21 protein-coding genes are annotated in these 22,410 nt (G+C 74.3%); 14 read left to right on the plus strand and 7 right to left on the minus strand.

The annotated features are described in order from the left end of the window. Positions 1 to 106 precede the first annotated feature (106 nt). Genes AB0J71_RS40845 through AB0J71_RS40855 form a run of 3 tightly spaced genes read left to right on the plus strand, consistent with a single transcriptional unit; the run spans position 107 to position 2,332 of the window. Entirely contained in the window at positions 107 to 481 is a 375-nt protein-coding gene (locus AB0J71_RS40845; RefSeq protein WP_352326163.1) for a hypothetical protein, read from the plus strand. Between the two features lie 40 nt (positions 482 to 521). After that, positions 522 to 1,478 (plus strand): ABC transporter ATP-binding protein, encoded by a 957-nt coding sequence (locus AB0J71_RS40850; protein WP_352326162.1) that lies wholly within the window; start codon positions 522 to 524, stop codon positions 1,476 to 1,478. Continuing rightward, the gene (locus AB0J71_RS40855; protein ID WP_352326161.1) at positions 1,475 to 2,332 is read left to right on the plus strand and encodes an ABC transporter permease; all 858 of its coding nucleotides are present in this window, start codon (positions 1,475 to 1,477) and stop codon (positions 2,330 to 2,332) included. The genes AB0J71_RS40850 and AB0J71_RS40855 overlap by 4 nt, the downstream gene beginning before the upstream one ends. A gap of 13 nt (positions 2,333 to 2,345) precedes the next feature. Here the strand turns inward: AB0J71_RS40855 and AB0J71_RS40860 are convergent, their stop codons facing one another. Next, a complete protein-coding gene (locus AB0J71_RS40860) occupies positions 2,346 to 3,608 on the minus strand; it encodes a cytochrome P450 (RefSeq protein ID WP_364419482.1) in 1,263 nt (420 codons plus the stop codon). A gap of 51 nt (positions 3,609 to 3,659) precedes the next feature. Between AB0J71_RS40860 and AB0J71_RS40865 the strand changes: the two genes are divergently transcribed. Genes AB0J71_RS40865 through AB0J71_RS40880 form a run of 4 tightly spaced genes read left to right on the plus strand, consistent with a single transcriptional unit; the run spans position 3,660 to position 7,261 of the window. Then, entirely contained in the window at positions 3,660 to 4,904 is a 1,245-nt protein-coding gene (locus AB0J71_RS40865; RefSeq protein WP_364390054.1) for an FAD-dependent oxidoreductase, read from the plus strand. Continuing rightward, a complete protein-coding gene (locus AB0J71_RS40870) occupies positions 4,901 to 5,824 on the plus strand; it encodes a Rieske 2Fe-2S domain-containing protein (RefSeq protein WP_364419484.1) in 924 nt (307 codons plus the stop codon). Before AB0J71_RS40865 ends, AB0J71_RS40870 begins: the two co-directional genes overlap by 4 nt. Further along, positions 5,821 to 6,648 (plus strand): alpha/beta hydrolase, encoded by an 828-nt coding sequence (locus AB0J71_RS40875; RefSeq protein WP_352329721.1) that lies wholly within the window; start codon positions 5,821 to 5,823, stop codon positions 6,646 to 6,648. The genes AB0J71_RS40870 and AB0J71_RS40875 overlap by 4 nt, the downstream gene beginning before the upstream one ends. Continuing rightward, on the plus strand, positions 6,626 to 7,261 hold the full coding sequence (locus AB0J71_RS40880; RefSeq protein WP_352329723.1) for a VOC family protein: 636 nt from the start codon (positions 6,626 to 6,628) through the stop codon (positions 7,259 to 7,261). Before AB0J71_RS40875 ends, AB0J71_RS40880 begins: the two co-directional genes overlap by 23 nt. Here AB0J71_RS40880 and AB0J71_RS40885 read toward each other — a convergent pair. Beyond that, on the minus strand, positions 7,244 to 7,405 hold the full coding sequence (locus AB0J71_RS40885) for a hypothetical protein (RefSeq protein WP_352329725.1): 162 nt from the start codon (positions 7,403 to 7,405) through the stop codon (positions 7,244 to 7,246). The two genes, AB0J71_RS40880 and AB0J71_RS40885, sit on opposite strands and share 18 nt — an antisense overlap. Before the next feature lie 164 nt (positions 7,406 to 7,569). Between AB0J71_RS40885 and AB0J71_RS40890 the strand changes: the two genes are divergently transcribed. From AB0J71_RS40890 to AB0J71_RS40900, 3 genes are all read left to right on the plus strand, one after another. Further along, positions 7,570 to 8,946 (plus strand): NAD(P)/FAD-dependent oxidoreductase, encoded by a 1,377-nt coding sequence (locus AB0J71_RS40890; RefSeq protein WP_364419486.1) that lies wholly within the window; start codon positions 7,570 to 7,572, stop codon positions 8,944 to 8,946. After that, entirely contained in the window at positions 8,943 to 9,494 is a 552-nt protein-coding gene (locus AB0J71_RS40895; protein WP_364419488.1) for a hypothetical protein, read from the plus strand. The genes AB0J71_RS40890 and AB0J71_RS40895 overlap by 4 nt, the downstream gene beginning before the upstream one ends. Positions 9,495 to 9,610: 116 nt before the next feature. Next, a complete protein-coding gene (locus AB0J71_RS40900) occupies positions 9,611 to 10,438 on the plus strand; it encodes a hypothetical protein (RefSeq protein WP_364419490.1) in 828 nt (275 codons plus the stop codon). A gap of 184 nt (positions 10,439 to 10,622) precedes the next feature. Here AB0J71_RS40900 and AB0J71_RS40905 read toward each other — a convergent pair whose 3' ends face one another. Both AB0J71_RS40905 and AB0J71_RS40910 read right to left on the minus strand, forming a co-directional pair. Next, positions 10,623 to 10,928 carry a DUF6401 family natural product biosynthesis protein gene (locus tag AB0J71_RS40905; protein WP_364390050.1) on the minus strand — a complete coding sequence of 102 codons (306 nt, stop codon included), beginning with the start codon at positions 10,926 to 10,928 and terminating at the stop codon, positions 10,623 to 10,625. A gap of 65 nt (positions 10,929 to 10,993) precedes the next feature. Continuing rightward, a complete protein-coding gene (locus AB0J71_RS40910; protein ID WP_352330257.1) occupies positions 10,994 to 12,154 on the minus strand; it encodes a 4-hydroxybenzoate 3-monooxygenase in 1,161 nt (386 codons plus the stop codon). Positions 12,155 to 12,234: 80 nt separating this feature from the next. Here AB0J71_RS40910 and AB0J71_RS40915 point away from each other — a divergent pair, with 80 nt between their 5' ends. Further along, positions 12,235 to 12,987 (plus strand): IclR family transcriptional regulator, encoded by a 753-nt coding sequence (locus tag AB0J71_RS40915; RefSeq protein WP_352330259.1) that lies wholly within the window; start codon positions 12,235 to 12,237, stop codon positions 12,985 to 12,987. A gap of 18 nt (positions 12,988 to 13,005) precedes the next feature. Here the strand turns inward: AB0J71_RS40915 and AB0J71_RS40920 are convergent, their stop codons facing one another. After that, positions 13,006 to 14,772: a thiamine pyrophosphate-dependent enzyme gene (locus AB0J71_RS40920; RefSeq protein ID WP_352330261.1), complete on the minus strand. Its 1,767-nt coding sequence runs from the start codon at positions 14,770 to 14,772 to the stop codon at positions 13,006 to 13,008. An 87-nt stretch (positions 14,773 to 14,859) separates the two neighbouring features. On the opposite strand from AB0J71_RS40920, the gene AB0J71_RS40925 reads away from it, so the two are divergent. From AB0J71_RS40925 to AB0J71_RS40935, 3 genes are all read left to right on the plus strand, one after another. Then, on the plus strand, positions 14,860 to 15,747 hold the full coding sequence (locus AB0J71_RS40925; protein ID WP_364390048.1) for an SDR family oxidoreductase: 888 nt from the start codon (positions 14,860 to 14,862) through the stop codon (positions 15,745 to 15,747). Positions 15,748 to 15,892: 145 nt separating this feature from the next. Continuing rightward, positions 15,893 to 16,504 (plus strand): cupin domain-containing protein, encoded by a 612-nt coding sequence (locus tag AB0J71_RS40930; protein ID WP_352324237.1) that lies wholly within the window; start codon positions 15,893 to 15,895, stop codon positions 16,502 to 16,504. Then, positions 16,501 to 17,919 carry an FAD-binding oxidoreductase gene (locus AB0J71_RS40935; RefSeq protein WP_352324236.1) on the plus strand — a complete coding sequence of 473 codons (1,419 nt, stop codon included), beginning with the start codon at positions 16,501 to 16,503 and terminating at the stop codon, positions 17,917 to 17,919. Before AB0J71_RS40930 ends, AB0J71_RS40935 begins: the two co-directional genes overlap by 4 nt. Positions 17,920 to 17,940: 21 nt before the next feature. On the opposite strand, the gene ligD is transcribed toward AB0J71_RS40935, so the two are convergent. Together ligD and AB0J71_RS40945 are read right to left on the minus strand one after the other, a co-directional pair. Beyond that, positions 17,941 to 19,137: a non-homologous end-joining DNA ligase gene (ligD, locus tag AB0J71_RS40940; RefSeq protein WP_352324235.1), complete on the minus strand. Its 1,197-nt coding sequence runs from the start codon at positions 19,135 to 19,137 to the stop codon at positions 17,941 to 17,943. 29 nt (positions 19,138 to 19,166) lie between these two features. Continuing rightward, complete coding sequence (locus tag AB0J71_RS40945) at positions 19,167 to 22,367, minus strand: BTAD domain-containing putative transcriptional regulator (RefSeq protein ID WP_364419492.1); 3,201 nt, start codon at positions 22,365 to 22,367, stop codon at positions 19,167 to 19,169. Positions 22,368 to 22,410 lie beyond the last annotated feature (43 nt).

Genomic DNA, 22,410 nt, shown 5'->3' on the forward strand with positions numbered 1-22,410 from the left:
ATCCAGGGCCCCGGAAATTAAGTCTAGGCACTGCGAATTCGGCTGTGTAAGACTCCGTTCCGAGACGGCGCACCGCGCCGAAGGGGAAAAGCTCCAGGAGGACGCAATGGCCCTGAACCCCAGAGAGCGGACCGAATTCGTCAACGCCTACACCCGAGTCCTGATCACCGCGTGGTCGAGCGAGGAATTCTCGGCGAAACTGGACGGCAACCCCCGTGAGGCGCTGGCCGAGGCCGGCCTCGAGGTTCCCGCGGGCGCCCAGATCACCCTCGTGCGCAACGTTCCCGACGGCCACCACGACACGAACCTCGACGTGCAGGTCTCGCTGTGGGAGCGCGGGCTGGAGACCGGGACGTTCGAGTTCCACATCCCCGAGACGCCGCAGATCGACATGGCCGAGCTGAGCGAGGGCGACCTCGACTCGATCGCGGCCGGCGTCGACGTCAACTGCTGCTGCTGCCCCTGCTGCTGCTGCACCTGACGCCGGGAGCCACGCACGCCAAGAGGAGGTAGAGGAGATCATGTCCGACGACCAGGCGAACCCCGTCCACGTACGGGGGCTGCGCAAGCAGTACGGTCCCGCTCTCATCCTGCAGGGTGTGGACCTGGACGTTCGTCCCGGAGAGGTGTTCGCCTTACTCGGCCCCAACGGCGCGGGCAAGACGACCACGGTCGAGATCCTCGAAGGCGTGCGCAGGCGTTCGGGCGGCGACGTGCGAGTCCTCGGCCGTGACCCGGCCGAGGACGCCCCGCAGTGGCGGGCGCGGCTCGGCATCGTGCCGCAGACGACGGGCGCCTACGCGGACCTGACCGTCCGCGAGGTCGTCGAGCACTTCGCCGCCTTCTACCCCGCGCCGCTGCCCGCGGCGCAGGTGATCGGCATGGTGGGCCTCGGCGCCAAGGAGCGCAAGCAGGCCCAGACCCTCTCGGGCGGCCAGCTGCGCCGCCTGGACGTGGCCGTCGGCGTCGTCGGCGACCCCGACCTGATCTTCCTCGACGAGCCGACCACCGGGCTGGACCCGGAGGCCCGGATGGAGGCGTGGGACCTGGTGCGCTTCTTCGCCGACCAGGGCAAGACGACCGTGCTGACCACCCACTACCTCGACGAGGTGGAGGCGCTGGCGCAGCGCGCGGCCGTGATCGTGGCCGGCCGGATCGTCGAGACCGGGCCGGTGAGCGAGCTGGGCGGCCGGCGTGACACGCCCGCCGCGGTGAGCTTCACCCTCACCCCCGAGCTGAGCGCGGCCGGCCTGCCGGACCTGCCCGCGGGCACCGCGCTCGACCCGTCCTGCACGCCCGGCGTGCCCGGCGGCACGCTCACGCTGCTCACCCACACGCCCACGCGGGCCCTGGCCGCGCTGCTGCCCTGGGCCGCGCACGCGGGCGCCGACGAGCTGCCCGACCTGCGCGTCCACCGGCCCACGCTGGAGGACGTCTACCTCAAGCTGATCCGCGAGAACCAGGGGGCCCAGGCATGACCAGCTCGAACGCGATCGTGGCCGAGCAGGGCCGTCCCGTGCGCGCGCCGGGCGGCGGGTCGGGGCTGTGGCGGGCGTCGGCGGCCCGTTCGTCGGTGGAGCTGAAGTCGTTCTTCCGCAACCGGCAGTCGTTGTTCTTCACGCTGCTGCTGCCGATCGTGCTGCTGCTGGTGCTCGGCTCGATCTTCTCCGGCACGGTCCCCGGCACGCACACCGACTTCAAGCAGATGTTCGTGGCCGGGATCATCGCCTGCGGCATCATGAGCGTCAGCTTCAACGGCCTGGCCATCAACATCGCGATCGAGCGGGACAACGGCATGATCCGCCGCCTGGCCTCCTCGCCGATGCCGAAGACGGCGTACTTCGTCGGCAAGATCGTCCGGGTGGTGGTGACCGGGGTGCTGGAGGCGGCGATCCTGCTGGGCGTCGGCGTCGCGCTGTTCCGCCTGCCGCTGCCGCCCGACGCCGGGCACTGGCTGACCTTCGCCTGGGTGCTGCTGCTCGGGGCGACGTCCTGCTCGCTGCTGGCGGTGGCCTTCAGCGCGATCATCCCGAACGCCCGCTCGGCCGCGGCGATCGTCACGCTGCCGTTCCTGGTGCTGCAGTTCATCTCCGGGGTGTTCTTCCCCTACAGCGAGCTGCCGGCCTGGATGCAGAGCCTGGCGGCGTTCTTCCCGCTGAAGTGGATGACGCAGGGCCTGCGCTCGGTGTTCCTGCCGGCCGACTTCGCGGTGGTGGAGCCCGCCGGCGCGTGGGAGCTGGGCAGGACCGCCGCGGTGCTGGGCGGCTGGTGCCTGGCGGCGCTGCTGCTGAGCCTGCTGACCTTCCGCTGGCGCGGCGCCAACGTCCGCTGACCGGGGAAGGGGCTCAGATGGCGAGGGTGAAGCCGGTCAGCCTCCTGGGCACCAGGCCCGGCGCCCAGGCGGGCGGCTTCCCCGTGCGGCGCAGCCCGGGATACCGCTCCAGCAGCCCGCTCAGCAGCAGCCCGCCGGCCTGCCTGACCAGCGGCGCGCCCAGGCACAGATGGGTGCCCGCGCCGAAGGCCAGATGGGGGTTGGGCGAACGGGTGACCAGCAGCTCGTCGGGCCGGTCGAAGACCGCCGGATCGCGGTTGGCCGCCCCGACCAGGGCCAGCACCCTCGCCCCGGCCGGGATCACGCCGCCGTCCAGCGGGACCGCCTCGGTGGTCACCCGGGCGGTGAACGGGATCGGCGACTCCAGCCGCAGCAGCTCGTCGACGGCCGCCTCGGCCGCCTGCGGGCCGCCGTCCCTGATCAGGCCGGCGGCCTCTTGGCGCGGCAGCAGCCAGTGGAGCGCGTTGCCCACCATCTCGGCCAGCGGCTTCCATCCGCCGACGACCGTGAGCGCGGCGATGCCGAGCATCTCGGCCCTGGTCAGCCGGTCGTCGGCGGCCAGCCGCCCGAACGGCGAGCCGCCCGGCCCGTTCCCGGCGGCTCCCGCGGCTCCGGCGGCTTCTGCGGCCTCTGCGGCCTCTGCGGCCTCTGCGGCTCCGGCGGCTTCTGCGGCTTCTGCGGCGGCGTCGGCGCGCTCGCCGAGGAAGCGGGTGAGCTCGCCCATCGCGGCCCGCCCGGCCGCGGCGGCCTGCGGCCCGGCCAGCGGGTCGAGGTTGACCGACACGCGGGCGGCCAGCCCGGCGAAGGCCGGCACGTCGGCGGCCGGCAGGCCGAACAGCCTGGCCAGCACGCCGGTGGCCAGCGGCTCGCCGAGGTCGGCGGTGGCCTCGAACTCCTCCCGGCCGGCCAGCCCGTCGAGCACCGCGCCGATCCCGGCCTCGATGTCGCCGGCGATGCCGCGGATCGCGGCCGGGCCCATCAGCAGCGCGCCGGGCGAGCGCAGGCGCTGGTGCTCGGGAGGATCGGTGGTCAGCATCGACGGCGGCAGCTCGTCGTCCCTGACCCGCTCCCGCTGCCCGAGCGCGGCCGAGAAGCGCGGGTCGCGCAGCGCGAGCGCGCAGTCGGCGTGCGCGGTCAGCAGCCACATGCGCGAGGTGACGTCGAAGTGCACGGGATCGTGCTCGCGCAGCCAGCGGTACGCCGGATACGGGTCGAGCCGCCCGCGAGGAGAGAACGGGTGCGCCAGGTGGCCGGGCAGCGTTCGGGGTGCCGTCATGGCGTCTCCTCGTGATCAGGCCGAGGACAAACTACTACAGAGGATGTGCCGGTGGCAGAGCTTGACGTCGTCGTGATCGGCGCCGGGGTGAGCGGGCTGGCGGCGGCCGCGCGGCTGGCCGCCGCCGGGCTGGCGGTCACGGTGCTGGAGGCCAGGGAGCGGGTGGGCGGCCGGATCCGCACCCACCGGCCGACCCTGCTGGAGCTGGGCGCGCAGGTGATCCACGGCGACCGCAACCCGATCGCGGCGCTGCCCGGCCTGGCGGCGCCGGTGCCGGTGCCGCGGCGCGCGGCCCGGGTGCTGCTGCCCGGCGGGCCGCGCCCGCTGACCGCGCTGCGGCCCACGCCGCCGCTGCTGGAGGAGCGGCTGACGTCGGGCGCGGCCCGGGAGCCGCTGCGCCGCCTGGCGGGCGCGAGCCCCTGGGACGTGCCGGTCGCGACGTGGCTCAAGGAGGAGACCGCGCAGTGCCCGCAGGCCCTGGAGCCGGCGGCGGAGTGGTTCCGGCAGAACTGGGCGGCCGAGCCGGAGGCGCTGAGCGCGCCCGCGCTGGCCGCGCTGCGCCGGGCCGACCGGTCGGGGCGGGGCGAGTTCGCGCTGCCCGGCGGCTTCGACCGGCTGCCCGCGCGGCTGGCCGAGGGGCTGCGGGTGCGGCTCGGCGACGCGGTCGTCCGCCTGTCCTGGAGGCCGGGCCGTGTGCGGGCGCTGACCGCCGCGGGGCGGGCGGAGAGCGCCGCCGCCGCCGTGGTGACCGTGCCGCCGCCGGTGGTCGCCGAGGGGCGGCTCGTGCTGGACGACCTGCCGGTGCGCAAGCAGGCGGCGGCCTACGAGCTGCGGCCCGGCGACGCCTGGTGCGGGCTGGCCGTCCATCCCGTGGCCGCCCCCGAGTCCGTCGTGGTCTTCGACGCCGGCGGCCGTCTGGGGTTCGTCAGCACGACCGCCGGGCGGCCCGAGGTGCTGGTGATGGCCAAGGGCCGGGCCGCCGCGGCGGCCCGGAGCGCGTGGGCCGAGCCGGGCGGCCTGGCCGCGCTGCTGGCCCGCGCCCTGCCGTGGACCAAGGGGCTGAAGGCGGAGGTGGTGGTGTCCGACTGGGGCGCCGACCCGTGGGCGGGCGGCGCGTACACCTACCCGGGTGTGGGGACGTTGTGGGCGTCCCCGGCCTGGGCCGAGCCGCTGGGCGGGACGGTCTTCTTCGCCGGGGAGGCCACCGTCGGCCTGTCCGGCCCGCCCATGGCGCACATGGCGATGGCCAGCGGGGAGCGCGCGGCCACAGAGGTGATTGGGGCGCTGGAGAGATGACGGCCGGAAACGGGGAGCTGCACGGCGGGTGGTTCCTGCTCGCCCTCGACGACGAGATCGGCCCGGGGATCACCCCGCTGCGGCTGGGCGGCGCGCGCCTGATGGCGGTGCGCGACGGCGAGCGGATCCGGGTGTTCGAGGCCACCTGCCCCCACCGGGGCGCCCATCTGGCCCACGGCGGCAAGCTGGACGGCGACTGCGTGATCTGCCCCTTCCACGGCAAGCGCGTCTCGCTGGGCGACTCCGGCCGCCGCTGGTCGGTGGGCGAGCTGCGGACGCTGCGGGCCGGGGCGGCGCTGTTCGCCCGGCTGTCCGGCGACCCCGGCGACGACCGCGGCTTCGAGCAGGTGATCAAGCAGGCGGCCGAGGACCTGGAGATCGTGGCGGCGGTGAACCAGCCGGTGACGGTCCCGGCCGAGTACGTCGTCGAGAACGCCTTCGACGCCCAGCACTTCGGCGCCGTCCACCTGGTGCCCTCGGTGCGCGGCATGCGGGTCAGCATGGGCGGGCACGACGAGCTGGTCATCGAGGGCGAGTTCCGGACCAAGGCGCCGCCGTGGGAGCGGGAGCGGCGGCTCGACTTCGCCTCCCGGTTCGTGGCCCGCGCCTACAGCCCGCACCTCGTGGTGACCGAGCTGGGCACGGAGTCGGCGCCGTACACGATCGTCACCGGCGCGGTGCCGGACGGGACGGGCTGCGTGGGACGGGTGGCCATCGGCGTGCGGCCGGACCGGCGGGACTCGCTGCCCGCGCTCGTGCACGGCGCCCGCTACGCCTTCGACCAGGACCGCGTCGTCTGGGACCACCTGGACACCGGCGCCCCGCAGCGGCTGGACGCCGGCGACACCCCGGTCATCGCCTTCCGCCGCTTCTGCCAGGGCTTCGCCCCCGTCCCCGCTTCCGCCGGAGCGTCCTCATGAGCCTGTACGTGCGCTCGACCGGCGAGGGCCGGGCCGTGTTGTGGATCCACGGCTACACGATGGACGCCTCGGTGTGGGAGCCGCTGTGGAACCTGCTGCCCGGCTGGCGGCACGTCGGCGTGGACCTGCCGGGACACGGGCGGTCCGGGCCGCTGCGGCCGGGCACGTCGCTGCCCGCGCTGGCGGCCGAGCTGGCCGGGCTGGCCAGGGCGGAGTCGGCCACGCTGGTGGTGGCCGAGTCGATCGGCTCGATGATCGCCCTGCAGCTGGCCGTCGACCACCCCGGCGACGTGCGCGGGCTGATCGTCGGCTCCCCGACCATCGCCGGCGCGCCTCCCGAGCCGGGCACCGCCGAGCGTTACCGGGCGCTGGCCGGGCTGGCCCGGATGGGCGCGGACGGCGAGCAGCTCGCCGACCTGTGGATGTCCTCGCCGCCCGACATCTTCCGCGGCACCGAGGACCATCCCGGGCTGCGGGCCGGGCTGCGGGCGATCGTGGCCCGGCACTCGTGGCGGGAGCTGCGCGACGGCGCGATGCACGGGCTGAGCAGGCACGTGCACACGGTGGAGGACCTGCGCGGCATCCGGGCGCGCACCCTGGTGGTCGTGGGCGACCGGGACATGCCGACGTTCCGGGCCGGCGCGGCGCTGCTGCGCGAGTCGGTCCCCCGGTGCCGCACGGTCACCGTCCCCGGCGCGGGACACCTGTGCCTGATCGAGCGGCCCGAGGTCGTGGCGCCGCTGGTCGCCGCGCACCTGCGGCTGTCGGCCCTGGGAACCGACGAGACGGAGGAGGCCGGGCGTGCCGATTCACGAGCACTATGAGCCGGGCGAGCCGTGCTGGGTGGACTACGGGGCGCTCGACCCGGCCGGCGCGCGGGCCTTCTACGGGGAACTGTTCGGCTGGACCTTCCGCGAGGAGGGCGGCTACTCCTTCGTCGAGCTGGGCGGCCGGGTCGTGGCCGGTTTCGGCCGGGTGCCGCCGGGCCTGCCCGCCTCCTGGAACACCTACCTGGCGGCCCCGGACGTGGACGCCCTGGCCGTACGGGTGAAGGAGCTGGGCGGCAGCCTCGTCCTCGGCCCGATGGCGGCCGGCGAGGACGGGCGCGTGCTGTTCGCGACCGACCCGGCGGGGGCGGCCGTCGGCTTCTGGGAGGGGCGCCGGCCGGCCGGGATCGTGCTGGCCGGCGAGCCCGGCACGTGGTGCGCCCACGAGTTGTGGTCGGCCGGCGCCGCGTTCTACCGGGACCTGCTCGGCGCCGCGCCCGCGGTCCGCGAGGGGACGGGGGCGCGGCCGCGGTGGATGACGTTCTTCGCGACCGCCGACCGTGCCGCGACCGCCGCGGCGGCGGCCCGGCTGGGCGCCACGACCGCCCCCGGGCATCCCCGGGCGACGATCGTGCGCGACCCGTGGGGGGCCCTATTCGCGCTGACGTGACCGGCCGGACAACACGAAGAACAGGGCCACCAGGACGGCGCCGGCGATGACGACCACCGAGCCGACCGTCTTGCCGATCAGGAAGGCCACGACCACCGCGGCGGCGTAGACCAGGGGAACGACCAGCCGGAGGTTCAATCCCATGCGCGCTCCTTGCAGAAAGACGGAACGGAACTCAGACGCATCATCGGACAGGCCGGGCCGGCGGTCCAGAATAACGCCGGAATATACGTATCGGCCTACGTATTGGGCCCCGCACGCCGGGCCCGTCGCTGCGTAATACGTATCGATTATCGGAAGGGCTCGTGATGACCAGGGTATTAGTGATCGGCGGCGGCCCGGCGGGCTCGATCGCCGCGACTCTGCTGGCCCGTAATGGAATGGACGTCCGGCTGCTGGAACGCGAACGTTTTCCGCGTTACCACATCGGCGAGTCCGTCTCGCCGTCCTGCCGGACGATCATCGACTACGCCGGGGCGCACGAGAAGGTCGAGGAGCGCGGCTATCCCGTCAAGGAGGGCCTGCTGCTGCGCTGGGGCGCCGAGCGCGACTGGACGGTGAACTGGGCGGCCACGTTCGGCCCCGAGGTGCGTTCCTGGCAGGTGGACCGGGACGACTTCGACCAGGTGCTGCTGGACCACGCCGCCTCCCAGGGCGTGGAGGTGATCCAGCAGGCCAGGGTCAGGCGCGTGCTGTTCGAGGACGGCCGCGCCTGCGCCGCCGAGTGGGACCGCGGCCTGGAGCGCTTCGATCACCTGGTCGACGCCTCCGGACGCGCCGGGGTGCTGTCGGCGCAGCACTTCCGTGACCGGCGACCGCACGACGTCTTCAGGAACGTCGCGATCTGGGGCTACTACCAGGGCGGCGGCCTCCTTCCCGGCACGCCGGGCGGCGGCATCAACGTGATCTCCGCGCCGGAGGGCTGGTACTGGGTGATCCCGCTGCGCGGCGAGGTGTTCAGCGTCGGCTTCGTCACCCACCAGACCCGCTTCCTGGAGCGGCGCCCCCACCACCGGTCACTGGAGGAGATGTTCCACGCGGTGGTGGCCGAGTCGCCGGCCGTGGCGGGGCTGATCGGCAGGTTCACCGGCCCGGTGCGCGTCGAGCAGGACTTCTCGTACGCGGCCGGCTCCTTCTGCGGCCCCGGCTACCGCATCGCCGGCGACGCCGCCTGCTTCCTCGACCCGCTGCTGTCGACCGGGGTGCACCTGGCCATGTACAGCGCCCTGCTGGCCGCGGCCTCGATCACGGCCGCCGAACGCGGCGAGGTGAGCGAGCAGGAGGCCCTGGGCTTCTACGAGTCCCTGTACCGCAACGCCTACCAGCGGCTGCTGACCATGGTCTCGTCGGTCTACCGGCAGTACCGCGGCCGGGCCAGCTACTTCTGGCTGGCCCAGCACCTGGTCAGGGGCGAGCGGTCCGGCCACGCGTTCGCCGCGATCACGGCCGGGCTGTCCGACCTGACCGACGCCACCACCGCCGGCGGCACCGCGCCGATGAGCGAGCTGGTGGCCGCCGCCCACGACGCTGGGCTGCGCGCCCTGCGCGACGTCACGCCCGCCGGCAGCACCCTGGCCCCCATGCTCATGGACGCCAACGACCTGTACGACGCCGCCACCGGCCTCTACCTGACCGCTCACCCCCGGCTCGGCATCAGCCGCTCACTGACGAGGACGCCTCGATGAAGTCACTGGTCCGCCTGCTCCTGCCGCTCGCCTTGCTGGCGGCCCTGCTCTCCCCCGGCCCTGCGACGGCGGCCGCCCGCACGTCCACCGCGCCGGTCGGGCAGGCGGAGGCCATGCGGCGGCTGTCGTTCATGATCGGCACGTGGGCCGGGACGGGGTGGACCGTCACGCCGTCCGGCACCCGGCAGGAGTTCCTGCAGACCGAGCGGGTGCGCTGGCAGGCGGGCGACCTGGTGATCTCGGTCGAGGGCCAGGGCCGCGACATGGCCGACCCGCGCACGATCGTGGACAGCGCCCTGGCGGTGATCAACTACTCCGAGGCGACCGGCCAGTACCGCTGGGAGGCGTTCTCCCGCGGCCACGTCACCACGGTGGTGCCGGTGGTCGGCGACGACACCTTCCAGTGGAGCCTCCAGACGCCCGGCTACACCAGCCGCTACACGCTGACGTTCACCGGCACCGCCTGGCACGAGATCGGCGAGACCACCGTGGACGGCGGCCAGACCTGGCACCAGAACTTCCAGATGGACCTGCGCCGGCTCTCCTAACGCCTGCGCACACTTGTACAAATGTAACACTGAGCGAAAATTTGGTAGCAATGAGTGCATAGTCCCAGTTCAGCCGGGTACCGCGACTCCATGAGCTCCTCGTTTTGGAGGAAACCGTGGACATCAATATTGGCCAAGGCCTGACGGACGCCTGGCGACAGGTCGCCACGTTCGTGCCCAGGCTGGTCGCGTTCCTGGTGATCCTGATCATCGGGTGGATCGTGGCGAAGGCGCTGCAGAAGCTCGTGGACAAGATCCTCGACCGCGTCGGGTTCGAACGCGCGGTGCAGCGCAGCGGCGTCCAGCGCTGGCTCGAAAGCAGCCGGTACGACGCCAGCGGGCTGCTCGCCAAGCTCGTCTACTACGCGATCCTGCTGATCACCCTGCAGATCGCCTTCAGCGTCTTCGGGCCCAACCCGATCTCGGCGCTGCTCAACGGGGTGGTGGGCTGGCTGCCCAAGGCCGTGGTCGCCATCGTGATCATCGTGATCGCCGGGGCGATCGCCCGGGCCGTCCGGGATCTCGTCGACGGCGCGCTCGGCGGGCTGTCCTACGGGCGCTGGCTCGGCATCGCGGCGGCCGTCTTCATCTGGGCGCTGGGCATCATCGCCGCGCTCAACCAGATCGGCGTCGCCACGACCGTCACGACCCCGGTGCTCATCACCGTCCTCGCCACCATCGGCGCGATCATCGCGATCGGGCTCGGCGGCGGGCTCGTCCGCCCGATGCAGCAGCGCTGGGAGCGCTGGATCGGCCGGATCGAGGCGGAGGCGCCGCAGGCCAGGGCGCACGCCGAGGCGTACCAGCGGGGGCGTGAGGACGCTCGCACGATGGCCCGTCCCGCCGAACCGGCCCGCACCACACCCGGCGCGCCCGGCACGACCGGCCCGACCACGGGCCCGACCGGCGGGGCCACCCGCGCGGACCTCCCGCCGGAGACCTGAGCTCCGTGTGACCGGGACAAGCGCCCGGTCACGCGGACCCCTCACGGACGGCCGACCGGCGGGCCTGAGCCCGGCGGCCCTGCCGTGAGCGGCGCGGCCGGCGAGCGTGAGCCTCGCGGGCCGGCCGGGAGCGGGGCCCGGTGCCGGGTGGTGGCCGTCTGAGCGCGGGACGTCCGGCGCGGGGTCAGGCGGGTTCGGCGAGGAAGCCCTGTTCGCGGGCGAGCCAGCAGACCGCCGTCAGCCGCAGCGCGGGCGCGTCGTGGTCGCCGCTGAAGATCCAGCCGCGGTGGCGCAGCTCGTCGAGGAAGCCCAGCAGGTAGTCGCCGAGGGTCTCGCGGTCGAGCGGGATCGCGTCACGCAGCAGCGCCGCGTGCTGATCCACGGCCGCGACCAGCGCCGGCTCGGACTCCATCCTGGCGAGCTGGGCATGGCCCAGCGTGTCCATCAACCACCGCAGGGGCGAACGCGCCCAGCCCTCCTCGAAAACCACGCGCCAACCTTAAGGCATCGCCCGAGGTCAGCCCACCCAGGGGCGGTCGCGCGGCCGTCGCGCGGTCAGTCGAAGGGCAGGCCGACGTAGTTCTCCGCCAGCGTGGTCGCCGCCGCCTCCGAGGAGGTGACGTAGTCCAGGTAGGAGGTCTGGAGCCGCCGTCCGTACGCGTCGTCATCGTCGAAGGTGTGCAGCAGCGTCGTCATCCACCACGAGAAGTGCTGCGCCCGCCACACCCGCTTCAGGCACGCCGTCGAGTAGCCGTCGAGCAGCTCCGTCGAGCCGTGCTCGAAGAAGGCCGCCAGCGCCTCGGTCAGCACCCGGACGTCGGCCACGGCCAGGTTCAGCCCCTTGGCGCCGGTCGGCGGCACGATGTGGGCGGCGTCCCCGGCCAGGTAGAGCCGCCCGTACTGCATGGGCTCGGCGACGAACGAGCGCATCGGCGTGACGCCCTTCTCGATGATCTCGCCCGTGGCCAGTTGGAAGCCGGGGACGGTCTCCAGGCGGGCCTTCAGCTCGGCCCAGACGCGCTCGTCGGGCCACTGCGCCACGTCGGCGTCGGCCGGGACCTGGAGGTAGAAGCGGCTGACCGTGGGCGAGCGCATGCTGTGCAGCGCGAATCCGCGCTCGGTCCTGGCGTAGATCAGCTCCTCCGACGAGGGCGCCACCTTCGCCAGGACGCCCAGCCAGGCGAAGGGGTACTCCCGCTCGAACACCTCCAGGGCCCCGTCCGGGACGCTCGGCCGCGAGACGCCGTGGAAGCCGTCGCACCCGGCGATCACGTCGCAGTCGAGCCGCTGCCCGCCGAAGGTGAGGTACGGCCCGGACTCCGGGGAGTGCACCTCGACGTCCTCGACCTCGAACCGGAGGTCGCCGCCCGCCGCCAGCCGGGCCGCGATCAGGTCCTTGACGACCTCCTGCTGCCCGTAGACGGTGATGGCCCGGCCGGGGACGAGCTCGTCGAAGGCGATGCGGTGGCCCGCGCCGCCGTACCGCAGCTCGATGCCGTGGTGGGGCAGGCCCTCGCGCAGCAGGCGCGCGCCGACGCCCGCCTCGACGAGCGTGTCCACCGTGCCCTGCTCCAGGACGCCCGCGCGGACCCGCCGCTCGACGTAGGCGCGGCTGCGCTTCTCCAGCACCACCGAGGAGATGCCGCGCAGGTGGAGCAGATGAGACAGCAGCAGGCCCGCGGGGCCCGCGCCGATGATCCCGACCTGAGTTCGCATGAGGGAAGTCTGCTGCCTGCCGGCCTCCGGAGCCGAGTAGCCTCTTCCACTGAGTGGAAGATGTGCGCAGGAGTGTGGTCATGTCCGGAGGAGCCCGGCGTCCGGGGCAGACGGTGACGTCCAAGGTGCTGGCCATCCTGGGCGCGTTCGACGCGGCCCATCCGCAGCTCACGCTGACCGACCTGGCCAGGCGGAGCGGGGTGCCGCTCAGCACGGCCCACCGGCTGGTGGCCGAGCTGGAGGAGTGGCAGGCGCTCAGCCGCTCCCCCGACGGGCGGCTGCGGGTGGGGCTGCGGCTGTGGGAGCTCGGCCAGCTCGCGCCCGGCAGCCTCCAGGGCCGCGCGCACCCCTGGCTCCAGGAGCTGTTCGCCACCACCGGCGAGAACGTGCACCTCGCCGTCCGCGACGGCCTGGAGGTCCTGTACGTGGACAAGGTGTACGGCAGGCGGGCCGTGCCCATCGTCTCGCGCACGGGCGGGCGGCTGCCGATGCACCCGACCGGGGTGGGCAAGGCGCTGCTGGCCCACGAGCCGGAGTGGTTCGTGCAGGCGTACCTGGCCCGCGCGCTCGAACGGCCCACGCCGCACACCGTCACCGAGCCGGGCCGGCTGGCCAGGGAGCTGGCGGCGGTGCGGGCGCAGGGCTACGCGCTGACCCACGAGGAGATGACGCTCGGCTCGTGCTCGGCGGCGGCGCCGGTCGTCGTGGACGGGCGGGCGGTGGCGGCCGTGGGGATCGTGCTGGCCTCGCGGCGCGCCCGCGAGCTGCCCCGGCTGGTGGACCCGCTGCTGGAGACCGCCGCCCGGATCGCCGCCGCCTGCCGGTCCTCGTGACCGGCCCCCGGCGGGCGGTCAGTCGGTGAACTTCTGGATGCGGTCCTTGAACAGGGTGGTCGCGATGGCCGCCTTGTGCGGCTGCCCCTTCAGGAACGCCTGGGCGAAGCTCTTGGCCTGGTCGTAGGAGACCTTGCCGGGCATGGGCGGCTCGTTCGGGTTGACGTCCACGTCCACCAGGGCGGGGCCGTCGTGGGCGAGCGCCTGCCTGATCGCCGCGGCCACGTCCCCGGACTTGGTGACCTTGGCGCCGAACCCGCCGCACGCCCTGGCCCAGACCGAGTAGTCGGCCTCCGGCTGGGCGAAGCGCACGCCGTGCTCGGGGTAGCCGAGGACCATCTGCTCCCACAGGATCTGGCCGAGCGAGTTGTTGTTGTTGATGACGACCTTGACCGGCAGCCGGTGCTGGGCGGCGGTCAGGAACTCGGCCATCAGCATCGCGAAACCGCCGTCGCCGACGTAGGCGATGACCTGCCGGCCGGGGAAGGCGTGCTGCATGGCGATGGCGTACGGCAGGCCGGGCGCCATCGTGGCCAGCGTGCCCGACAGGTAGAACTCGCGCCCGCCGCGGATCGTCCAGTGGCGGGCGGCCCAGGTGGCGATCGTGCCGCTGTCGCAGGTCAGGATGGCGTCGTCGGCGGCCAGGTCGTCCAGGACGGACATGGCGTACTGGGGGGCGATCGGGTCCCTGTCGGGGTTCTCCAGGCTGTCCATGTCGGAGCGCCACTTGGCCATGAGCTTCTGGTACTTGGCCAGGTGCCCGCCGCCGTCGCGCCGGGTGAGCAGCGGCAGCAGCTCGCGCAGGCCCTCCTTGGCGTCGCACACCACGGGCACGTCGGTCGGCACCCGCGCCCCGGCCCTGGTCGGCTCGGCCTCGAACTGCACCACCCGCGCCTTGCCCGGCTCGGGGAGGAACTTCGAGTAGGGGAAGTTCGTGCCGATCATGAACAGGACGTCGGCCTCGTCCATCAGCTCCTCGCTCGGCTTGGTGCCGAGCAGCCCGATCCCGCCCGTCGTGTACGGCGAGTCGTCCGGGACGACGGCCTTGCCGGGCAGCGTCTTGACCACCGGCGCGCCCAGCGCCTCGGCCACGGCCAGCACCTCCTGCCGGGCGTGCAGCGCGCCCTGCCCGGCCAGGATGGCGGGCCGTTCGGCGGCGTTGAGCACCTCGGCGGCCCGTGCCAGGTCCTCCTGGCGCGGCAACCCCGGAGGCCGCAGGTAGATCGGCGCGGTCTCCGGCGCGCGCACCGGCGCGACCGTCCGGTACGGGTCCTCCCCCGCCTCGGCCACCTGGATGTCGTTGGGCAGCGTGAGATGGGCGACGCCGCGCCGCGCGTAGGCCGTCCGGACGGCCAGGTCCACCAGCGAGGGCAGCTGGGCCGGGTTGGTGATCATCATGTTGTACTCGGCCACGTCGGCGAACAGCTTGTCGAGGTGGACCTCCTGCTGGTAGCCGGTGCCGAGCACGGCGGTCTCCTGCATGCCGGTGATGGCCAGCACGGGGACGTGGTCGAGCTTGGCGTCGTAGAGGCCGTTGAGCAGGTGGATGCCGCCGGGGCCGGAGGTGGCCAGGCAGACGCCGATCCGTCCCGTGGCCTTGGCGTAGCCGGTGGCCATGAAGGCGGCGGCCTCCTCGTGGTGCACCAGCACGAACCGCACCCGGTCACGATGACGGCGCAGCCCCTCCATGATGCCGTTGATGCCGTCGCCCGGCAGGCCGAAGACGGTGTCCACGCCCCACTCGGCGAGCCGTTCGATCAGGGATTCGGATGCGATACGAGCCATATTGGCGGCTCTACCCCGCACCGCCGTCCACAGACCTCGTCACGAAAATCATTGTCATCTCTGGGGATTCGGGGGTATGGACCGGGCATGCGCATTCTGGTCACAGGAGCCACCGGCACCCTCGGCAGGGCCCTGGTGCCCGTCCTGCTCAAGGCGGGACATCGGGTACGGGCGCTCAGCCGTACCCGGCACGAGGACCGCGGGGGCGTGGAGTGGGTGTGGGGCGATCTGGCCTCGGGCAAGGGCGTCGCCGAGGCCGTCCGGCAGGTGGAGGCCGTCGCGCACCTGGCCACCGGCGGCCGGCAGGGCCGCGCCCAGGTGGACCTGGCCGGCACCCGCACGCTGACCGCGGCGGCCCGCGCGGCCGGGGCCGCGCACCTGCTGCTGCCCTCGATCGCCGGCGCGGACCGCGCGCCCGGCCACCGGCACAAGCTGGAGGCCGAACGGCTGGTCAGGGAGAGCGGCATGGCCTGGACGGTCGTCCGCGCCACCCCGTTCCACCAGTCGGTGGACCGGCTGCTGCGCGACCTGGCGGCGCTGCCCGTGCTGCCCGTGGACCGCTCGCTGCTGTGGCAGCCGGTGCACGTGGACGACGTCGCCGCCCGCCTGGCCGCGCTGCTGGCCGGCGGCCCGGCCTGCGCCGTCGTCGAGTACGGCGGCCCGCAGGTCCTCGGCACCGAGGAGCTGACCAGGACCTGGCTGGACGCCCGCCGCCTGCGCCGCCTGTGCCTGCCGGTGCGCATCCCGGGCCGGCTGGCCGCCGCGCAGCGCGCGGGCGCGTTCACCGTCGAGGCCGATCCCAAGGGCCGGATCACCTGGCACGACTACCTGTTCCCGCCGCCGCCCGTGCCCTCCGACGACTTCGCCGAGGAGCACACCGCCTCGCCGACCAGCCCGGCCACGCAGCCCGAGCGGGACCCGTCGGTACGCGTCTACGGCGGCGACGAGGGCTACCAGCGGCCGACCCGCGGCTGACCCACAGCCGATCCGCAGCCGATCCGCGCCGGTCCGCGGCTGGGACCGGTTACCGATTCGTTAGGCACCCCCCTCTTGCTGGGCTTTCTCCGCCGTCGGTACCGTCACTGAACAACTTGTTCAGCCTGACCGATCGAGAGGTTCGATGACGGACCTGGGCACCCGCATCCGGGTCTACCGAGGCATGCGCGGCATGACCGTGCGCGCCCTGGCCGGCGAGGCCAAGGCGAGCCCCAGCTTCATCAGCCAGCTCGAACGCGGGCAGACCAGCGCGAGCATCGGCATGCTGCGCCGGATCGCCTCCGCGCTCGGCATCACCGTGGCCGACCTGTTCAACGAGGACGACGAGCCCGCCCACCGGGTGGTGCGCCGCGCCGAGCGTCCCGAGCTGGCCACCGCGCCGGGCACCCGCAAGTTCCTGATCTCCCAGCGCCCGCTGCGCACCGTGGAGATGTACGCCGGCGAGTTCGACCCCGGCGCCTCCACCGGCGACGAGCCGTACACGCACGGCGACTCGCAGGAGATCTTCCTCGTGCTGCGCGGCAGCCTCACGCTCTGGCTGGGCCCCGCCGGGTCCGCCGCCGCGCACCCGCTGGGGCCCGGCGACAGCGTGGAGTACCGCACGTCGGTCCCGCACCGGGTGGTCAACGACGGCGACGAGACCGCCGAGGTGCTCTGGGTGATCAGCCCGCCCACCCCGTCCGCCGGGGAGACAGCGGACGCGCAAGCAGCAGCCGTGGAGGCAGAACAGTCATGACAGGCATCCCGCTCACCGACGACTACGCCAACGGGGGCGTCTCGTTCTGGTACCGGCAGATCGGCCTGCCCGCCAGGCGGCCCGCGCTGCCCGGCTCCCGCGAGTACGACGTGGCGATCGTCGGCGGCGGCTACACCGGCCTGTGGACGGCGTACTACCTGAAGAAGGCCCAGCCCGACCTGCGGATCGCGATCCTGGAGAAGGAGTTCGCCGGGTTCGGCGCCTCCGGGCGCAACGGCGGCTGGCTGTCGGCCGAGTTCGCCGGCTCCCGCGAGCGGCACGCCCAGGCCCGCGGCCGGCAGGCCATGATCGACCTCCAGCACGCCATGTTCCGCGCGGTGGACGAGGTCATCGACGTCACCCGCGCCGAGGGCATCGACGCCGACGTGCACAAGGGCGGCCTCGTGCACGTGGCGACCAACCCGGCCCAGCGGCGGCGGCTCCGCGAGGAGGTCGCCGACCTGCGCTCCTGGGGCTACGGCGAGGACGACATGCGGCTGATGGACCGCGACGAGCAGCGCGAACGCGTCCAGGTGGCGGGCACGCTGGAGGCCGCGTACTCGCCGCACTGCGCCCGCGTGCAGCCGGCCAAGCTCGCCGTCGGGCTGGCCTCGGCCGTGGCCGCGCTGGGCGTGGACGTCTTCGAGGGCACGACGGTGACCGAGATCCGGCCGCGCGTGGGCGGCGGCAAGGCGACCGCGCACACGCCGCTCGGCATCGTCTCGGCCGACTACGTCATCCGCGCCACCGAGGGCTTCACCGCGTCGCTGGCCGGGCAGCACCGGCAGTGGCTGCCGATGAACAGCTCCATGATCGTCACCGAGCCGCTGCCCGCCGAGGTGTGGAAGCACATCGGCTGGGCCGGGCACGAGCTGCTCGGCGACCAGGCCCACGCCTACGTCTACGCCCAGCGCACGGCCGACGACCGGATCGCGATCGGCGGGCGCGGGGTGCCGTACCGGTTCGGGTCGCGTACCGACCACCGGGGGGCCACCCAGGCGCGGACGGTGGCGCTGCTGTGGCGGATGCTGGTGAAACTCTTCCCTGCGGCGGCCGACGCGCGGGTGCAGCACTCGTGGTGCGGCGTGCTCGGCGTGCCGCGCGACTGGTGCTCGACCGTGCACCTCGACCACGCGAGCGGGCTGGGCTGGGCCGGCGGGTACGTCGGCAGCGGCGTCACCACCACGAACCTGGCCGGGCGCACGCTGCGCGACCTGGTGCTGCGGCGGGACACCGAGCTGACGGCGCTGCCGTGGGTGGGCCGGCAGGTGCGGCAGTGGGAGCCGGAGCCGCTGCGGTGGGCGGGCGTGCAGCTCATCTACACGCTGTTCCGGGCCGCCGACCGCCACGAGAACGACCGCGGCACCGGCACCTCGCTCTACGCCCGCCTCGGCAACCTGGTCTCCGGCCGCTGACCTCCGCTTGTCGGTGAGAGGTCAGGAGCCGCCCGCGCCCTGCCAGGGGTCGTAGTCGGCCTCCAGCGGCTCCTGCGCCGGCCGCTCGCCCTCCGGCACGTGCTGGAGGTTGACCCGGATCCGGTACCACACGCTGCTGCGCCCGCGCATGCCGTCGACCAGCACGTCGGCGGGCTCCAGCAGGGCCGCGACCTCGGGGTGGCGGGCCTTCCAGCGGTCGAGCCCGGCCAGGGCCTCCTCCTTGTGCTGGGCCCTGGCGATCTCGATGACCGGCATGGTCTGCTGCCTGCGCCCGCTGCCCTTGGGCGGCTTGGGCGCGGGCCCGAGCTCCTCGGCCAGCTCCAGCAGGCCGTCGAGCGAGCCGGCGTGCAGGTCCATGTCCTCCCACGGGTCGCCGAGCTCGGCCAGCCGCTTCGGCACGCTGTCGAGGGTGAACTCCTCGGGCCGGCAGCCGGGCACCTCCTCCCAGCTCAGCGGGGTGGAGACGCGGGCGTCGGGCACCGCGCGCACCGAGTACGCCGAGGCCACCGTGCGGTCGTAGGCGTTCTGGTTGAAGTCGACGAACACGCCGTGGCGCTCCTCCTTCCACCACCGGCTGGTCGCCAGGTCGGGGGCCCGCCGCTCGACCTCGCGCGCCACGGTCTCGGCCGCCTTGCGCACCTGGGCGAACGACCACCGCCGGTCGATCCGGGCGTAGACGTGGAACCCCCGCGACCCGGACGTCTTGGGCCAGGCGACCAGCCCGTGGTCGGCCAGCACCTCGCGCGCCACCTGCGCGGTCGCCAGCACGTCGGCCCACTCGACGCCGGGGACGGGGTCGAGGTCGATGCGCAGCTCGTCGGGCCTGGCCAGGTCGTCGGCGCGGACCGGATGGGGGTTGAGGTCGACGCACCCGAGGTTGACCACCCAGAGCAACTGCGCCAGATCGGTGCAGACCACCTCTTCGGCGCTCAGCCCGGACCGGTAGCGCAGCTCGGCCACCTCGATCCAGTCGGGCCGCTTGGCCGGCGCGCGCTTCTGGAAGAACGCCTCCTGCTCGATGCCGTGGACGAACCGCTTGAGCACCATCGGCCGCCCGTGCACGCCGCGCAGCGCCGCCTCGCCGACCGCCTGGTAGAACCGGATCAGGTCGAGCTTGGTGTGGCCGGACCGCGGGAAGACCACCTTGTCGGGGCTGGTGACGCGGACGGAACGGCCCGCGACCTCGATGTCAGGCATGAGATCACGATACGCGGCGGGTCCGACAGTCAGCCGGGACGCCACCCCCGGCTGCGCGCCTCCCAGTACGTCAGCCCGAGCCGCCGGTGCAGCTCGACGGCGGCCTCGTTGTGCTCGCGCGCCTCCCGTCCGCGGCCGAGCCGCCGGGCCAGCTCGGCCAGCACGTCGTGCACCGAGCCCCAGGCGGCGCTGCCCATGCCCATGACGATGAGCTGGCCGGCGCTGGGCAGCAGCCGTTCGTACAGCTCGGCGGGGTCGGGCGTGCCGAGGCGGGCGGCCACCAGCCCCCAGACGGGGTGCAGGAAGTCCGCGGCCCAGTCCTCGCGCAGCTCCACCCCCCAGCGGCCGATCAGCTCCCTGGCCAGCTCCGGCCGACCGGCCTCCAGCGCCGCGAGCACGGCCAGTGGCCGCACCGGGCTCATCAGCGGCCGCTCCCCCGCCGCCACCAGCTCCTCCAGCAGCTCCGCGCCCCGGCCCTGGCCGCGCCAGCAGGTGTAGAGGGCGGCCAGGCGGCGCGCCTCGACCCCCCACAGGCTGCCGCCGAACGCGAGACCGGGGAAGCGGCCGAGCAGGGCCTCGGCCTCGTCCCAGCGGGCGTGCAGGGTGTGCGCGGCGGTCTGGGAGACGCGGACCATGGCCTCCAGCTCGGGCCGGGCGACCTCGTGCAGGAGCTGCTCGCAGCGGTCCAGGTCCCTGGCCCACTCGGCCAGGTCGCCCGCGCGCAGCAGGCACGACATGCGCAGGACGCGCCCGACCAGCCGGGCCTCCCTGGGCAGGCCGGGCACGGCCAGCATCTCCTCGGCCGCCCGGCGCCGGGCGTCGTTGCGGCCCGGGACGAACCCGGCGATCAGGTAGTTGTTCAGCGCCCTGGCCAGCAGCATCGGGTCGTCCAGGCCGCGGGCCAGCTCGACGGCCTCCAGCGCCAGCCGCTCGCCCTCCGCGCGGCGCGGGCCGTAGTGCAGCTCGATGCCGAGCGTGCCGAGCAGCGCCGCCCTGGACGCCGGGTCCAGGCCGCCGGCGAGCAGGTCCTCCAGCACCGCGACCATCGTCTCGTCCACGACGCCGTACGGCCGCCAGTTCCACACCGACAGCCCGCCGAACACCGAGACGGCGGCCACCAGCGCGTCCCTGTCGCCGAGCCGCTGGGCCTGGGCGACGGCCTCGTCCAGGTCGCGGTGGGCGCCGGCGGCGTCGCCCAGGCTGCGGCGGGCCCGGCCCAGCTCGGTGAGCAGCCGGCAGCGCCGCGGCGAGTCGCCGGGCGGGAGGTGGGCCAGCGCCAGCTCCCACAGCTCGACGGCCTCCTGGTGACCGTGCCGGGCGGCGGCCTGGGCGGCGGCCTCGCAGGCGTGCGTGACGGCCTTGGGCGCGCCGCCCAGCCTGGCCGCCGCGGCGAAGTGGCCGGCCAGCAGCGCCGGGTCGGCGCCGGGCACGCTCTCCAGGTGCAGGCCGGCGCGCAGGTGCAGCCGGGCGCGGGCGAGCGTGGTCAGCCCGGCGTCGAGGGCCTGGCGGACGAGGGCGTGCGAGAAGCGGTAGCCGGCGGCCTCGGTCAGCAGCCCGGCGGCCAGGGCCGGCTCCAGGCCGGTCATGACGTCCTCGACCGGCTGCTCCACGAGCGCGGCCAGCAGGTCCACCTCGACCTCGCGGCCCGCGACGGCGGCGGCCCTGAGCAGGTCCAGCGTCGGCCCGGGCAGCCTGGCGAGCCTGCGGTCGATCACGTCGCGTGCGCCGGGCGGGACGAGATGGCGTTCGCGTTCGGGCAGCCGCAGCAGCTCGGTGAGGTAGAACGGGTTGCCGCCGGAGCGGTCGAGCAGTTCCTCCGGGTCGGCGGTCACCTCGCGCAGGCGCAGGAAGTCGCGCACCCCGTCGGCGTCGAACGGCGCGAGCGGCAGCCTGCGGCCCTCCCTGGACAGGGCGGCCAGGGTCTCGCGGAGCTGGGCCGGGTGGCCGGCGGGCTCGGGCCTGAGCGTGGCCAGCACCAGAGCGGACGTGCCCGCCAGCTCGCCGGCGACGTGGCCGAGCAGCTTCAGCGAGGAGGCGTCGGCCCAGTGCAGGTCCTCCAGCACCAGCAGCAGCGGGCCGCCGCGCAGCGCGTCGAGCACGCCGTCGTAGAGGTCGAACAGCTCGGCGTGCGGCGACGGCGGGATCATGCCCGCGCGGGTCCACGGCCAGAACGCCGGGGCCCTGGCGTCGTCCAGGCACCTGCCCCACTCCACCCGGAAGCCGCGGGCGGCGGCCAGCTCGGCGGCGGCCCTGGCCAGGCTGGTCTTGCCGATGCCGGGCTCGCCGGTGACCAGCGCCAGGCCGCCGCGCCCGGCCCGCGCCGCGCCCAGCACCTCCTCCAGGGTCCGCAGCTCCGCCTCCCGTCCCACCAGCCGCTCCCCGGCGCTGCGGCCCGCCACCGGCGACGGCTCCGGGACGGCCTCCGTATGCTCCGTGCCCCGGTGCGCCGCCGGGCGGGCGGGCGTCGCGCCGGGGGCCTCCAGGGCCGGGGACTGGTCGAAGACGGCCTGTTCCAGACGTCTGAGCTCGGGTCCCGGCTCGATGCCGAGCTGCCCGGCCAGCAGGCCGCGCACCCGGCGCAGGGCGGCCAGCGCGTCGGCCTGCCGGCCCGCCCGGTAGAGCCCGAGCACCAGCAGCCGCCACGCCCGCTCCCGGTACGGGTACGCCTCGGCCAGCGCCTCCAGGTCGGGCACGGTGGCCTCGCCCAGTTCCAGCCGCGCCTCCAGCCGGTCCTCCTCGGCCGCCAGCCGAAGCTGCTCCAGCCGGGCCGGCACCTCGGGCGCGAGCCCGGGGAACTCGGCCAGCGGCTCGCCGCGCCACAGGCCGAGCGCCCGGTCGAGCACCCGCGCCGCCTCGCCGTGCCGTCCCTGCCGCACCAGCCGGGCGCCGTCGGCCGTCCAGGAGGCGAAGCGGGCGACGTCCGTCTGGCCGGGCGCGATGTCCAGCAGGTAGCCGGGCTCGCGGGTGAGCAGCACGCGGGGCGGCGTGCGCGGCCTGCGTCCGGGTTCGAGCACCCGCCGCAGGTGCGACACGTACGCCTGGAGCGTGGCGGTGGCCCTGGCCGGGGCCTCCCCCGCCCACAGCTCGTCGATCAGCCGGTCGAGCGGCACGATGCGGCCCGGTTCCAGCGCCAGCATGGCCAGCACCGCGCGTTGCTTGCGGGTGCCGAGGTCGAGGCGGACGCCGTCGGCGTCGTCCACCTCAAGCGGCCCGAACAGTTTGAACTCCACAGACCTCAAGTCAACCCCAATTCCCACGCAAGTGGGACAACGC

Origin of the sequence: Nonomuraea sp. NPDC049637, from assembly GCF_040675235.1 — a bacterium.
Taxonomy (GTDB): domain Bacteria; phylum Actinomycetota; class Actinomycetes; order Streptosporangiales; family Streptosporangiaceae; genus Nonomuraea.

Excerpts from the sequence above, each read along its gene's own strand:
- AB0J71_RS40845 (WP_352326163.1), top strand. The coding sequence starts at position 107 with ATGGCCCTGAACCCCAGAGAGCGGACCGAATTCGTCAACGCCTACACC.
- AB0J71_RS40850 (WP_352326162.1), top strand. The coding sequence starts at position 522 with ATGTCCGACGACCAGGCGAACCCCGTCCACGTACGGGGGCTGCGCAAG.
- AB0J71_RS40855 (WP_352326161.1), top strand. The coding sequence starts at position 1,475 with ATGACCAGCTCGAACGCGATCGTGGCCGAGCAGGGCCGTCCCGTGCGC.
- AB0J71_RS40860 (WP_364419482.1), bottom strand. The coding sequence starts at position 3,608 with ATGACGGCACCCCGAACGCTGCCCGGCCACCTGGCGCACCCGTTCTCT.
- AB0J71_RS40870 (WP_364419484.1), top strand. The coding sequence starts at position 4,901 with ATGACGGCCGGAAACGGGGAGCTGCACGGCGGGTGGTTCCTGCTCGCC.
- AB0J71_RS40875 (WP_352329721.1), top strand. The coding sequence starts at position 5,821 with ATGAGCCTGTACGTGCGCTCGACCGGCGAGGGCCGGGCCGTGTTGTGG.
- AB0J71_RS40885 (WP_352329725.1), bottom strand. The coding sequence starts at position 7,405 with ATGGGATTGAACCTCCGGCTGGTCGTTCCCCTGGTCTACGCCGCCGCG.
- AB0J71_RS40890 (WP_364419486.1), top strand. The coding sequence starts at position 7,570 with ATGACCAGGGTATTAGTGATCGGCGGCGGCCCGGCGGGCTCGATCGCC.
- AB0J71_RS40895 (WP_364419488.1), top strand. The coding sequence starts at position 8,943 with ATGAAGTCACTGGTCCGCCTGCTCCTGCCGCTCGCCTTGCTGGCGGCC.
- AB0J71_RS40910 (WP_352330257.1), bottom strand. The coding sequence starts at position 12,154 with ATGCGAACTCAGGTCGGGATCATCGGCGCGGGCCCCGCGGGCCTGCTG.
- AB0J71_RS40915 (WP_352330259.1), top strand. The coding sequence starts at position 12,235 with ATGTCCGGAGGAGCCCGGCGTCCGGGGCAGACGGTGACGTCCAAGGTG.
- AB0J71_RS40920 (WP_352330261.1), bottom strand. The coding sequence starts at position 14,772 with ATGGCTCGTATCGCATCCGAATCCCTGATCGAACGGCTCGCCGAGTGG.
- AB0J71_RS40925 (WP_364390048.1), top strand. The coding sequence starts at position 14,860 with ATGCGCATTCTGGTCACAGGAGCCACCGGCACCCTCGGCAGGGCCCTG.
- AB0J71_RS40930 (WP_352324237.1), top strand. The coding sequence starts at position 15,893 with ATGACGGACCTGGGCACCCGCATCCGGGTCTACCGAGGCATGCGCGGC.
- AB0J71_RS40935 (WP_352324236.1), top strand. The coding sequence starts at position 16,501 with ATGACAGGCATCCCGCTCACCGACGACTACGCCAACGGGGGCGTCTCG.
- ligD (WP_352324235.1), bottom strand. The coding sequence starts at position 19,137 with ATGCCTGACATCGAGGTCGCGGGCCGTTCCGTCCGCGTCACCAGCCCC.